This is a genomic window from Nocardioides sp. CPCC 205120, assembly GCF_048654585.1.
Classification (GTDB): Bacteria; Actinomycetota; Actinomycetes; order Propionibacteriales; family Nocardioidaceae; genus Nocardioides.
On sequence record NZ_JBMCYY010000001.1, the window covers coordinates 2,140,997 to 2,152,944 of the forward strand.

General features: G+C 75.0%; 13 protein-coding genes. 5 read left to right on the forward strand and 8 right to left on the reverse strand.

Annotated features, from left to right (window positions below; translation table 11 throughout):
• The first annotated feature begins 75 nt into the window (after window positions 1-75).
• The gene (locus ACOACO_RS10005; RefSeq protein ID WP_420296074.1) at window positions 76-1,182 is read left to right on the forward strand and encodes an adenosine deaminase; all 1,107 of its coding nucleotides are present in this window, start codon (window positions 76-78) and stop codon (window positions 1,180-1,182) included.
• On the opposite strand, the gene ACOACO_RS10010 is transcribed toward ACOACO_RS10005, so the two are convergent.
• The 3 genes from ACOACO_RS10010 to ACOACO_RS10020 all read right to left on the reverse strand — a co-directional run bounded on the left by ACOACO_RS10010 (window position 1,154) and on the right by ACOACO_RS10020 (window position 4,922).
• Window positions 1,154-2,443, reverse strand: coding sequence for a uridine kinase family protein (locus ACOACO_RS10010; RefSeq protein WP_420296075.1), 1,290 nt, complete (start codon window positions 2,441-2,443; stop codon window positions 1,154-1,156). The two genes, ACOACO_RS10005 and ACOACO_RS10010, sit on opposite strands and share 29 nt — an antisense overlap.
• 66 nt (window positions 2,444-2,509) lie before the next feature.
• Window positions 2,510-3,196: a deoxyribose-phosphate aldolase gene (deoC, locus tag ACOACO_RS10015; protein WP_420296076.1), complete on the reverse strand. Its 687-nt coding sequence runs from the start codon at window positions 3,194-3,196 to the stop codon at window positions 2,510-2,512.
• 46 nt (window positions 3,197-3,242) lie between these two features.
• Window positions 3,243-4,922, reverse strand: a complete 1,680-nt coding sequence (locus ACOACO_RS10020) for a phospho-sugar mutase (RefSeq protein WP_420296077.1) — start codon at window positions 4,920-4,922, stop codon at window positions 3,243-3,245.
• A gap of 33 nt (window positions 4,923-4,955) precedes the next feature.
• Here ACOACO_RS10020 and ACOACO_RS10025 point away from each other — a divergent pair, with 33 nt between their 5' ends.
• Together ACOACO_RS10025 and ACOACO_RS10030 are read left to right on the forward strand one after the other, a co-directional pair.
• Complete coding sequence (locus ACOACO_RS10025) at window positions 4,956-5,891, forward strand: GNAT family N-acetyltransferase (RefSeq protein WP_420296078.1); 936 nt, start codon at window positions 4,956-4,958, stop codon at window positions 5,889-5,891.
• Between the two features lie 4 nt (window positions 5,892-5,895).
• Window positions 5,896-6,387: an SRPBCC family protein gene (locus tag ACOACO_RS10030; RefSeq protein WP_420296079.1), complete on the forward strand. Its 492-nt coding sequence runs from the start codon at window positions 5,896-5,898 to the stop codon at window positions 6,385-6,387.
• A 4-nt stretch (window positions 6,388-6,391) separates the two neighbouring features.
• On the opposite strand, the gene ACOACO_RS10035 is transcribed toward ACOACO_RS10030, so the two are convergent.
• Window positions 6,392-7,417, reverse strand: a complete 1,026-nt coding sequence (locus tag ACOACO_RS10035) for an aldo/keto reductase (protein WP_420296080.1) — start codon at window positions 7,415-7,417, stop codon at window positions 6,392-6,394.
• Between the two features lie 34 nt (window positions 7,418-7,451).
• Window positions 7,452-7,847, reverse strand: a complete 396-nt coding sequence (locus ACOACO_RS10040) for a MerR family transcriptional regulator (RefSeq protein ID WP_420296081.1) — start codon at window positions 7,845-7,847, stop codon at window positions 7,452-7,454.
• Window positions 7,848-7,931: 84 nt separating this feature from the next.
• Here ACOACO_RS10040 and ACOACO_RS10045 point away from each other — a divergent pair, with 84 nt between their 5' ends.
• Both ACOACO_RS10045 and ACOACO_RS10050 read left to right on the forward strand, forming a co-directional pair.
• On the forward strand, window positions 7,932-8,321 hold the full coding sequence (locus ACOACO_RS10045) for a hypothetical protein (RefSeq protein ID WP_420296082.1): 390 nt from the start codon (window positions 7,932-7,934) through the stop codon (window positions 8,319-8,321).
• Between the two features lie 37 nt (window positions 8,322-8,358).
• A complete protein-coding gene (locus ACOACO_RS10050) occupies window positions 8,359-8,907 on the forward strand; it encodes a hypothetical protein (RefSeq protein WP_420296083.1) in 549 nt (182 codons plus the stop codon).
• A gap of 257 nt (window positions 8,908-9,164) precedes the next feature.
• On the opposite strand, the gene ACOACO_RS10055 is transcribed toward ACOACO_RS10050, so the two are convergent.
• The 3 genes from ACOACO_RS10055 to ACOACO_RS10065 all read right to left on the reverse strand — a co-directional run bounded on the left by ACOACO_RS10055 (window position 9,165) and on the right by ACOACO_RS10065 (window position 11,915).
• Window positions 9,165-9,749, reverse strand: a complete 585-nt coding sequence (locus ACOACO_RS10055; RefSeq protein WP_420296084.1) for a dihydrofolate reductase family protein — start codon at window positions 9,747-9,749, stop codon at window positions 9,165-9,167.
• 181 nt (window positions 9,750-9,930) lie between these two features.
• Window positions 9,931-10,602 carry a response regulator gene (locus ACOACO_RS10060; protein WP_420296085.1) on the reverse strand — a complete coding sequence of 224 codons (672 nt, stop codon included), beginning with the start codon at window positions 10,600-10,602 and terminating at the stop codon, window positions 9,931-9,933.
• Complete coding sequence (locus ACOACO_RS10065; protein ID WP_420296086.1) at window positions 10,599-11,915, reverse strand: sensor histidine kinase; 1,317 nt, start codon at window positions 11,913-11,915, stop codon at window positions 10,599-10,601. Before ACOACO_RS10065 ends, ACOACO_RS10060 begins: the two co-directional genes overlap by 4 nt.
• Window positions 11,916-11,948: the final 33 nt, after the last annotated feature.

The following is an 11,948-nucleotide window of genomic DNA, read 5'->3' on the forward strand; positions in this document are numbered from 1 at the left end:
GGTGGGGGCTGGTGGGGGCTGGCGGGGTGGTGCGTCGATTCCCGCTCGGGACCCTAGCGGCTGAGAGGATGAGCCATGGCCGAGACCACACCCCCCTCCGCCCCCGCCCCGCTGACCCGGGAGCTGGTGCGTCGCGCCCCCAAGGTGCTGCTCCACGACCACCTCGACGGCGGCCTGCGCCCCTCCACGATCGTCGACCTCTCCGCCGAGATCGGCCACGAGCTGCCGGCCGGCGACCCCGCCGGGCTCGCGGACTGGTTCGCCGAGTCGGCGGACTCCGGCTCGCTCGTGCGCTACCTCGAGACCTTCAGCCACACGGTGGCCGTGATGCAGCGCCGCGACGCCATCACGCGCATCGCCCGCGAGTGCGTCGAGGACCTGTCCGAGGACGGCGTCGTCTACGCCGAGGTCCGCTACGCACCCGAGCTGATGACCGAGCAGGGCCTGACGCCCGACGACGTGGTCGCCGCGGTGCAGGCCGGCTTCGACGAGGGCATGGCGCTCGCCGCCGAGGCCGGTCGACCGATCGTCGCGCGCCAGATCCTCACCGCGATGCGCCACCAGGCGATGTCGCGCGAGATCGCCGAGCTCGCCGTGGCCTGGCGCGACCGGGGCGTCACCGGGTTCGACATCGCGGGCGCCGAGGCGGGCTACCCGCCCACCCGCCACCTCGACGCGTTCGAGTACCTGCGCCGCGAGAACGCGCACTTCACCATCCACGCGGGCGAGGCGTTCGGGCTGCCGTCGATCTGGGAGGCCCTGCAGTGGTGCGGCGCCGACCGGCTCGGCCACGGCGTCCGGATCATCGACGACGTCGAGGTCGGTCCCGACGGCCAGGTGCGCCTGGGCCGCCTCGCCAGCTACGTGCGCGACAAGCGCATCCCGCTCGAGATGTGCCCCAGTTCCAACGTGCAGACGGGCGCCGCGCCCTCGATCGCGGAGCACCCCATCGGCCTGCTCGCCGACCTCCGCTTCCGGGTCACCGTCAACACCGACAACCGGCTCATGAGCCGGACGTCGATGACCGACGAGATGTGGCTGCTGCACACCGAGCTCGGCTTCGACCTCGACCGGCTCGAGTGGCTGACGACGAACGCCATGAAGTCGGCGTTCACCCACTACGACAAGCGCTACGCGCTCATCACCGAGGTCGTCAAGCCCGGTTACGCGGCACTGCGGTGACGCCGGCCCGGCGGCGCGCCAGGGGGAGGGCGCGTCGTACCGGTGCCCGGCGGGGGTCGCCGCCCGCGGTGAGGGTCGGCAGCACGCCGCCCCACACGTGCGGCCACCCCAGCGCCCGCGCCTCGCTGCGCGTGACCTGCCCGCGGGTGACGCGCACCGTGCCGCCGCGCCCCGGCTGGTAGGCCACGAGGTGGTCGTCGGCGACGTCGAGCACCAGCACGACGTGGCGCGGCAGCAGCCGGGTGCCGACGTAGAGCGGCACCGGGTGGCCCGCGTCGACGGCCGCGGTCATCCGCTCCCAGAAGTCGACCCCGCGCGGGGTCCAGGCGTACGTCGTGCCCGGTCGCCCCGAGACCAGCCGCAGGTGGCGCGCGAGGGCCCAGGGCGCCGTACCGAGCCGGGCCGGCCACGGCAGCTGGGTCTCGCCGGCGAGCCGGGCCCCGGCCGTCACCCGCTGCACGGCGAGCGCCTCGGCGTGCAGCCGGGGCAGGAGGTCGGCGTCGCCGAGGACCGCGGCGGCGTACGCCGGGGAGTGGTGCAGATGGGCGGCCACCAGGCAGCAGGACCCGCAGGTCGTGCCGTCGGGCTGGCGGAACAGCTCCAGGGCCGCCCCGAGGGAGGAGCGGGCCGCCGGCGGGCGGGAGTCGGTGGCGGCGACGAGGTCGCGCAGCGCCGCGAACGCGTCGTGCGTGGAGGCCGGCGTCGCGCCCCGCTCCACCGCGTGGGCGACGACGTCGCGCTGCGCCCGGGCCAGGGCCAGGCCGCGGCGCAGCAGCACCAGCGGCGGCTTGCGCCGCTCGTGCAGGTCGCGGGTCAGGCGCCGCCAGAAGGTCACCGCGGGCGGCTGGGTCAGGCAGTACGCCGCGGCGAGCAGCCCCCGCTCGGCGCACGCCGCGATGACGTCGGCGGCGAAGATGCCCTCGGCCACGAACAGCGGCGACCCGCCGAGGTCGAGCACCCGGGAGCCCGTGCGCCCGTTGGCGGCGATGTCGTAGACCGGCACCTCGGCCCGTCCGTCGCGGCACAGGGCCTCCAGGGCCGCCATCGCGTCGTCCGGCAGCCAGGAGTCGGGGTGGTCCCAGTCGACGAGGCCGGCGTTCGCGCCCTCGGTGATGTGCGGCAGCGCCGGGTCGTCACCGTCGCGGTAGAAGTCGTCGAGCCGCAGGACGGGCAGGCCCAGCCGCTCGGCCAGGCGGGACTTGCCCGAGCCGGAGGGGCCGGCGAGGACGACGACCCGGGCGGTCGGGGGAGCGGTGGTCACGGGCGGCCGGTCCGTTCTCGGGCGGTCTCGGGCGGTCTGGCTCGGTCGTCGCTGGTCGTCGTCGGCTCAGTAGGAGCCGGTGGACGGGCCGCCGCCGAGCAGCGCGCGGCTGCCGGAGACGCCGAGGCGCGTCGCGCCCGCGGCGACCATCGCCTGCGCCTGCTCGAGGGTGCGGACACCGCCGGAGGCCTTGACGCCGACACCCGGGCCGACGGTCTCGGCCATGAGCCGGACGGCGTGCTCCGACGCCCCGCCGGCCGGGTGGAACCCGGTGGAGGTCTTCACGAAGTCCGCGCCGACGCCCGCCGCCGCGTGGCAGACCGCGACGATCGCCTCGTCGGGCAGGGCCGCCGACTCGATGATCACCTTGAGCACCGTGGGGGCGGGTACGGCGGCACGCACGGCCGCGATGTCGGCCCGCACGTCGTCGTACCGGCCCTCGATCGCGGCACCCACGTCGATGACCATGTCGACCTCGTCGGCGCCGTTGGCGACGGCCTCGGCCGCCTCGGCCGCCTTGATCGTCGACGTGTGCTTGCCGCTCGGGAAGCCGCAGACGACGGCGACCGCGAGCCCGGCGGGCACCTCGAGCGGGAGCATCGAGGGCGAGACGCAGACCGAGTAGGTGCCCAGCTCCGCGGCCTCGGCCACGAGGGCGTCGACGTCGGCGCGCGTCGCCTCCGGCTTCAGCAGCGTGTGGTCGATGAGGCGGGCGATCTCGGCGGGGCTCGCGGCGGGGGTCTCGGCGGTCACCGGGTCAGCATAGGTGCCTGCGCCGCCGCCCCCGCCGGGCGGGCGCTCAGAGCCCGGCGGCCTCGCGCACGCCCTGCTTCAGGGCGTCGAGGCGCTGCGTGGCGACGATCCGGGCGGCCGCGACGCCGTCCTCGGCGCCCGCCTCGACCGGTACGACGACCTCGAGGTAGCACTTGATCTTCGGCTCCGTGCCGCTCGGGCGGACGATGACGCGCGCGCCGTCGGCGAGCCGGTAGCGCAGGCCGTCGGTGGGGGGCAGCTCCGGCGTGCCGAGGGCCAGGTCGGTGGCCTCGAGGACCGCCAGCCCGCCCAGCTCGGCGGGCGGGCTGGCGCGCAGGCGCGCCATCGCGTCGCGGATGACGGCGAGGTCCGCCACGCGCACGGAGAGCTGGTCGGTCGCGTGCAGCCCGTGGGTGCGGGCGAGGTCGTCGAGCGCGTCGAGCAGGGTGCGGCTCTCGGCCTTGAGCGCCGCGGCCAGCTCGCAGAGCATCAGCAGCGCGGAGACGCCGTCCTTGTCGCGCACCGACGACGGGTCGACGCAGTAGCCCAGCGCCTCCTCGTAGCCGTAGGCGAGCCCCTCGAGGCGCCCGATCCACTTGAACCCCGTGAGGGTCTCCGCGTGCGGCTGCCCGGCGGCGGCCGCGATCTTGCCCAGCAGCGACGAGGAGACGATCGAGCAGGCGAAGACGCCCTCGGCGCCGCGCGAGAGCAGGTGGGCGGCGAGCAGGGCGCCGACCTCGTCGCCGCGCAGCATCCGCCACGACGGGGAGGCCGAGCCGGGCACGGGCACGGCCGCGGCGCAGCGGTCGGCGTCGGGGTCGTTGGCCACGACGAGGTCCGCGCCCACCCGCACGGCCAGCTCGAGGGCCAGGTCCATGGCGCCCGGCTCCTCGGGGTTGGGGAACGCGACCGTCGGGAACGCGCCGTCCGGCTCCTCCTGCGCCTCCACCACCGACGGCTCGTCGAAGCCGGCGGTCTCGAGCACCTGACGCACCGGGACGCCGCCCACGCCGTGCAGCGGCGTGTAGACGATGCGCAGGTCGCGGGGGCCGTCGTCGGCGAGCGCCGAGACGGTGTCGAGGTAGCGGTCGACCACGGAGTCGTCGAGCACCCGGCCGGGACCGCCGCGCGGCACGTCCGCCAGCGCCCCGACGCGGTCGATCTCGGCCGCGATCCCGCTGTCGGCGGGCGGCACGATCTGCGAGCCGTCGCCCAGGTAGACCTTGTAGCCGTTGTCCTCGGGAGGGTTGTGGCTCGCCGTCACCATCACGCCCGCGACGCAGCCCAGCTCGCGGATCGCGTAGGCCAGCAGCGGCGTCGGCAGGGGGCGCGGCAGCAGGAGGGCCTTGAGGCCGGCGCCCGTGACGACCTCGGCGGTGTCGCGCGCGAAGACGTCGGAGTTGCGGCGCGCGTCGTACCCGATGACGACCGAGTCCTCGTTGCCGGCGCCGTTCGCCCGCAGGTAGGCCGCGAGGCCCGCCGCGGCGCGCAGCACGACGACGCGGTTCATCCGGTTGGGCCCCGCGCCCAGGGCGCCGCGCAGGCCCGCCGTACCGAACTCGAGGGTGCCGTCGAAGCGGTCCGCGAGGTCGGCGGCGGCCGCCGTGTCCCCCTGCTCCGCGGCCTCGAGCACGGCGGCGAGCTCGGCGCGGGTGACCTCGTCGGGGTCCTCGGCCATCCAGGTCCGGGCCCGGTCGGCGAGGTCGGTGGGCAGCGGAGACGTCATGGGCGGCACGGTAGCCGGTGCCAGGATGGGGAGGTGCGCTCCTCGACACCCGGTCCCGAGCTCGCGGCCCTGCAGGCCGCCCACGAGGCGCGACTGGCGGAGGTGGACCCGCTGGTGCGCGTGTCCGAGCTGCCGGAGGGGCGGGCGCTGCTCGACGACGGCGTGGGCGCCGTCGCCACCACCACGACCACCGACTCGCTGTGGGTCGCCCGGCGCAGCCACGCGCTGCACGTGCGCGCCGCAGCCCCCGGCGACGCGGCCTGGGGGCGGGTGCTCGACGACTGGCTCGCGGAGCTGGCCGACGACCCGGCCGCCAGCGACGACGAGACCGCGGCCTCGGTGACGCTGGCGAGCCGCGACACGGAGCTGGTGGCGCCCCTCGTGCACCGCCACTTCGGCCCCGCCTCCGTGCTGGCCCTGCGCACCCTCGACCGTCCGGACCCGCCGCAGTGGCGGACCCCGCCCGACGGGGTCGTCGTCCGGACCGCGGGGGAGGCCGACGTGCCGTGGCTGCTCGAGCGGACCCTCGACCTGCACCGGTGGGAGACCCGGTTCGGCTCCGTGCCCGAGCGTCCCGACGCGCGGGCCTCGCTGGCCCCCGAGCTCGCGGAGGCGCTCGCGCGTGACGAGGGCTGGACGTGGGTCGCGGAGGTCGACGGCGTCCCGCTGGCCTTCTGCCAGGTCAACCCGCCCGAGCCCGCGTCGTGGGCCACCGGCGCCACCTGGCTCGCCCCGGCCGGCTACCTCGTGGGGGCGTACGTCGACCCCGCCCACCGCTCGGCCGGCCTCGGCCGGGTGCTCGCCGCGACCGCGCACGCCCGCGCCGTCGACGAGGGCTGGGCCGCGCTCCTGCTCCACCACGCCGGGGTCAGCCCGTGGTCGGCGCCCTTCTGGGCCTCGGCGGGCTACCGGCCGCTGCTGACGACGTGGCAGAGGCGCCCGGCGCTCCGCCCCCGCGGGGAGGGCTGAGCCGGTGGCCGCCTACGTGTTCACCGAGCGCTGGCACCTGCCGCACGCCCCCGACCGGGTGGCCGCGGTCCTCGGCGACGTGGAGGGGTACGCCGCGTGGTGGCCGCAGGTGCGTGCCGTCGTCGCGCTCGGCCCCGACGCCGCGGACGTCGTCGCGCGCTCGACCCTGCCCTACGAGCTGCGGTTGCACCTGCACGCCCGCGTCCGCGAGCCCGACCTGCTCGCCGTCGACGTCGACGGGGACCTCCGGGGCGAGGCGCGGTTCGCGCTCACCCCGGAGGCCGCGGTCGGCGGGGGCCCCGGCTGCCGGGTCGACTACCACCAGGAGGTCGACCTCGCCGGGCGGCCCGGCCGGGTGCCGACCCCGCTCGTGCGCCTCGCGGACCCGCTGCTGCGCTGGAACCACCACCGGATGATGGAGGGCTGCCGCCGGGGGCTGCTCGGGTGCCTCGCGGGGCCCGACGCGGGGCCCGACGCGGGGCCCGGCGCGGCCTGAGCCGTCAGGCGTCGATGGTGGACATGTCGCCGTACCGCTCGCCCACGACGGCGTCGCGCGGCACGGCGGCCTCGAGCTCGGCGACGAGGTCCGGGGTGAGGTCCACGGCGAGGGCGGCGGCGTTCTCCTCGAGGTAGCGGACCCGCTTGGTGCCCGGGATGGGCGCCACGCCGACCTCGGGGCCGGAGCGGGCGAGCACCCAGGCGAGCGCGAGCTGGCCCGGGGTGCAGCCGAGGCGCTCCGCCACCTCCCGCAGGCGGGCGACGAGCACGAGGTTGGCCTCGAGCGCGCCGTCGGCGAAGCGCGGGAAGTAGGCCGAGCGGCGGGAGTCGTCGGCCGGCAGGTCGTCGGGGCGCGCGATGGTGCCGGTCAGCAGGCCGCGGCCGAGGGGGGAGTAGGGCACGAGGCCGATGCCGAGCTCGGCGAGGACCGGCCAGACCGCGTCCTCGAGGTCGCGGGTGAACAGCGAGTACTCGGTCTGCAGCGCGGTGATCGGGTGCACGGTGTGAGCCCGGCGGATGGTCTCGGGGCCGGCCTCGGAGAGGCCGAGGAAGCGGACCTTGCCGGCCTCGACGAGCTCCTTCATCGCGCCGACGGTCTCCTCGATCGGCACGGAGAAGTCGACGCGGTGCTGGTAGTAGAGGTCGATGTGGTCGACGCCGAGGCGCTGCAGGGAGGCGTCGCAGGCGGCGCGCACGTACTCGGGGCGGCCGTTGACGCCGACCCGGGTGCCGTCGGGGAGCCGCTCGTTGCCGAACTTCGTGGCCAGCTGCACGACGTCGCGCGGCTGGGGCGCGGAGGCCAGGGCCGCCCCGACGAGCGTCTCGTTGGTGAAGGGGCCGTACATGTCCGCGGTGTCGAGAAAGGTGACGCCGAGGTCGAGCGCGCGGTGGATGGTCCGCGTCGCCTCGGCCTCGTCGCCGGTGCCGTAGAACTCCGACATGCCCATGCAGCCCAGGCCGAGGGCGGAGACGGTCAGGGGCGCCGCGGTGCCCAGCGTGGTGGTGGACGGGGTGCTGTTCTCGCTCATGTCCTCCAGTGAAGACCTTCGAGCGCGCTCGAGGTCAAGCGTCCTGGCGCAGCCGGTCGGTGTAGATGCCGATCTTCCGGTCGATGGCGCCCAGGTGCTCGGTGGTCTCGGCGAGCTGCTGCAGCACCGCACGACGGTGCTCGCGCAGCAGCTCGAGCCGCTCGGCCTCGTTGCCGTCGCCCGCGCGCACCAGGTCGGCGTACCGCCGCACCTCCCGCACGGGCATCCCCGTCGAGCGCAGCCGGGTGACCATCTCGATCCACCGCAGATCCTCGACGTCGTAGCGCCGGTGCCCCGTGCTGGCCCGCCCGACGGGCGCGAGCAGGAGGCCGTCGCGCTCGTAGTAGCGCAGCGTGTGGGTGGTCAGGCCGCTCAGGGCGGCCGCCTCGGCGATCGAGTACGACGGGCTGGTCTCCGGCAGGGCGCTCACCGGCCCAGTGTCGACCTTCGAGTGCGCTCGAGGTCAAGGGGTGAGTGTCGCGCGGCCGCCCGGTCGTCGCCGTACGCTGCGGGCGTGCTGACCCGCGTCGTCCGCCTGGTCTGGGTCGCCGGCTTCCTCGTCGGTACGACGACCCACGTCGTCGACCTGGTCGACGGCGGGCGGGACGTGTACGCCGGGTTCCCGATCGGAGTTCGTGCGTACTGGGTGTCGCTCACCGTGCTGGACCCGGTCGCCGCCGTGCTGACCGCGCTGCGGAGGCGCTCGGGCGTGGTCCTGGGGGTCGCGATCATGGTCTCCGACGTCGCAGTCAACGCGACCGTCCTCGCGACGACCACCGGGTTAGGATCGTGGGGCCTGATCCTGCAGGCGGCCTTCGGTGCCGTCGTGGCGGCCACCGCGCCGAGGCTCTGGCGGGCAGCAGCTGACGCGCGGGGCGCTGCGTCCTCGCCACGGGGACGGTGACGCCGTGGACCCAGGGTCGTGGTGCTGGGATGCACGGGTGGGCCGGACCTCCTGGGCACGGCTGCTCGCCGTCGGTGCGGTGGTGGCGGTCGCGCTCGGCGGGTGCGGTGTGCCGAGCGTCGGTGAGGTGGCCGTCATCCGTGCGGACGACGACACCTACGTCGCGCACGTCAAGATCTGCGAGGGCTCCGAGCCGGTCGACGGCCTCACCCTCGACGCGCGGCCCCACGACCGCACGGGCGACGACGACACGGACGACGAGGAGACGGGCGACGTCGCCGACCTGCCCGCGGAGCACGACGCCCAGGACCTGGCCGTCGTCGACGCACCCGGTGAGGTCGTCGACGGCAGCTCCTGGCCGCTCCGGGTCCCGGCGGACGTCGTGTTCGGTCGGGACGTGTCCTGGGTGGTCAACGGCTGGACCTACTCGAACAAGAGGTCCCTCGACGGGCCGGACGGGCGGGTGTCGACCTGGACGGAGCTCGACCGGGGCGAGTTCCTGTACCTGACGTCCACCGGCGAGACCGCGGTCGCCCCGGTGGACCAGCTGGACGCCTGGCAGAGCGAGCCCTGCTGGCACGAGTGAAAGGACGTGGCGCTGTCCTCGCCAGGATCAGGTCCACGAGCGACGGGTGCTTCGAACCCGTTGCTGTCGGCGTGGCGCCAGTGCGGCGCCTCCCCGGTGGGGCGACACGGTGACGAGGCTCGTCGCCCCTCGACGTCGCCTCGGGCGAACCGCGGTGGGAGCGGAACTGCCGCCGCTGGGCCCGCACCAGGCCATCGCTGCGGATGACGACCTCGTGGTGGTGCTGCGCCGCCGCAGACGGGAGGCCGCTGCCCGCGTCAGGATCTCCCGCGTCGATCCGTGGCTCGCGTGGGCCGGTAGCGCACGGCCACCGCCCCTGAGGGGAACTCGTGGCGGTCCACGAGCTCGAGCCGAATGCGCTCGCGCAGACCGGCGAGCAAGGTCGGCCCGTGCCCGGCCAGGACCGGCTGCACGACGAGCTCGTACTCGTCGACGAGCCCCAGGTCCGCCAGCGCCACGGGCAGCGTCACGCCGCCCACCCACAGGCCCTCGCCGGGCTCCTGCTTGAGCCGCTGGACGGCCTGCCCCACGTCGCCTCGCACCAGCTGGGCGTTCCAGTCGACCTCGTCCAGCGTGCTCGACACGACGTACTTCCTCGCCCGATCGATGGCCTCGGCGAACGGGATCTCCCACTCCGCCATCCAGTCGGGCCACGTGCCCGAGGCCGGACGCCGCCACGCCGACTCCATCATCTGGTAGGTCACCCGGCCGAGCAGCAGCGCGTCGGCTCGCTCCATCTGAGCGGTCCAGTAGCGCATCGACTCCTCGTCCGGCGGGAGGCCCGCCTCGTGAGAGACCGAGCCGTCGAGCGTGACGTTGATGGAGTATCGAAGTGGTCTCATCCTTGCTCTCCCTTGATGCGCCGCGCGCGGTCATCGGTCCGTACTCAGACGGCTGCCGGTGCCCGTTCTCATCGGTGCCCCGGCCGGTGGTGCCGGCGTGCTCCTCGTTCCGTGGGCGGCGACCGAGGTGGTCAGGCGGGGATGCAGTGCGCACAGCGCCTCTCGCTGCGCCGTCCGGCCCTCAGCTGGACCTCGGCTTGACGAGTCCGGTCTCGTACGCGTGGACCACCAGCTGGGCGCGGTCGCGGGCTCCGACCTTCGCCATCGCGCGGTTGACGTGGGTCTTGGCGGTCGCGGGGCTGATGACGAGCCGGTCGGCGATCTCGTCGTTGGACAGTCCATGACCGACGAGGGTGGTGATCTCGCGCTCGCGGGCGGTCAGGGGGTCGGTCCCGGTCGGCGCGTGCGTCGGGATCGGCGGTGCCTGGGCGAGCAACCGTTCGATGAGAGCGGTGGTCGCGGCGGGGGACAGGAGGGAGTCCCCAGCCGCGACGGTGCGGATGGCATCGAGCAGCACCCGGGGCTCGACTCCCTTGCCGAGGAAGCCCGAGGCCCCGGCACGAAGCGCCTCGACGACGAGCTCCTCGGTCTCGAAGGTGGTGAGCACCAGCACCTTGACACCGGCGAGGTCGTCGTCTGCCGTGATGTGACGGGTGGCCTCGATGCCGTCCATCTCCGGCATCCGGATGTCCATGAGCACGACGTCGGCGCGGTCGCTGCGGACACGTGCGATCGCCTCCGCACCGGTCGCCGCTTCTCCGGCCACCTCGAAGCCGGGCGCGGAGTCGATCAGCAGCCGGAAGGTGCCGCGCAGCAGCGCCTGGTCGTCGGCCAGCAGCACGCGGATGGTCACGGGGTCTCCGTCCTGTCGAGCGGCGTGGGCGAGAACGGGGGGTCGATGGGTTCCGTCGGCAGGACCGCGGTGACCGTGAAGCCGTCACCCGGGCGTCGTAGGTCGAGGGTCCCCCCGGCCGCCTTGACGCGCTCAGCCATTCCCACCAGTCCGTGCCCGCCGGTGGGAGCGGGCGAGCCGGGTCGTGCTGGCGGCGCAGGGTTGTGGACCCGGACGCGGACGTGGTCCGCGTCCCAGTCCAACGTGATCGTGATCTTCGTGCCGGGAGCGTGCTTCCGGGCGTTGGTGAGCGCTTCCTGGACGAGGCGGTAGGCAGCGAGCTCCCCTCGCGGTGAGAGCGCCGTCCGAGTCCCGTGGACCCGCAGGTCGACGGTGGCCCCGGCGGCGCTGACGGCGGTGACCAGCTCGGGCAGCTGGTCGAGCGTGGGCAGGGGTGGCGCGCTGCCGCTCTCGGTCGGAGGCGCGCCCGGCCCGCCTGCGGTGCCGGCGGCCGCCTCGGTCGCCTCGGGGGCCTGGCGGAGCAGGCCGACGGTGGCGCGGACCTCGTCGAGTGCCTGTCGGGTGTGCTTGGCCAGCCCGCGCAGTGCCTGGGCCGCGGCGTCGGGATCGGTGCGGACCAGGTAGTCGGCCACGGAGGCCTGGGCGTTGACCAGGGTGAGGTGGTGGGCGAGCACGTCGTGGAGCTCCCGGGCGATCCGGAGCCGCTCGGCCTCGACCTCGCGACGCGTCTGCTCAACCTGCTCTGCCTGCTCCCGGACGGTGCGCTCCCGGCGCGCGGCAACGAGGACGCCGGCGACGGTTCCGTCGAGGACGAGGTTGACCATGACCAGGTGCGTCCAGAGGTAGTCCTCGGCCGGGTGGGTCCCCAGGGCGAGCAGGGGCAGCACCGCGGCAGCGGTGGCCCCGGCGACCCAGGCGGTACGACGCGGTGCCCGCAGCCCGACGGTGAACGCCGCGACCATGACGGCAACCGGGACCGGTTGGAAGACCGCCATGCCGACTGCTGATTCCCAGTCCTCGTCCAGCTGGGGGATGAGGACCAGCTGCGCGGCCGACGCGGCCGTGGTGGCGCCCAGCACCGGGACCGGCCACACCGTGCGGACGGTCAGCGGGAGCCACTGCAGCGCGGTGAACACGAGGAGCGCGGGCCCGGGACTCTCGAGGTGACCCTCTCGGTGCCACACCGCGACGAGCATGACGACCAGGGTGCTGGCGGTCAGCGGCAGGTGCCGCCACCCGTACCCGTGCGACCACCGGCCGCGGAGCGCGGGGCGAAGCCGGGGCCCTCCACCGGTGATCGTGTCGGTGTCCATCGTGTTCCTGACTCTCGGGCTGGCTGTGTCCGC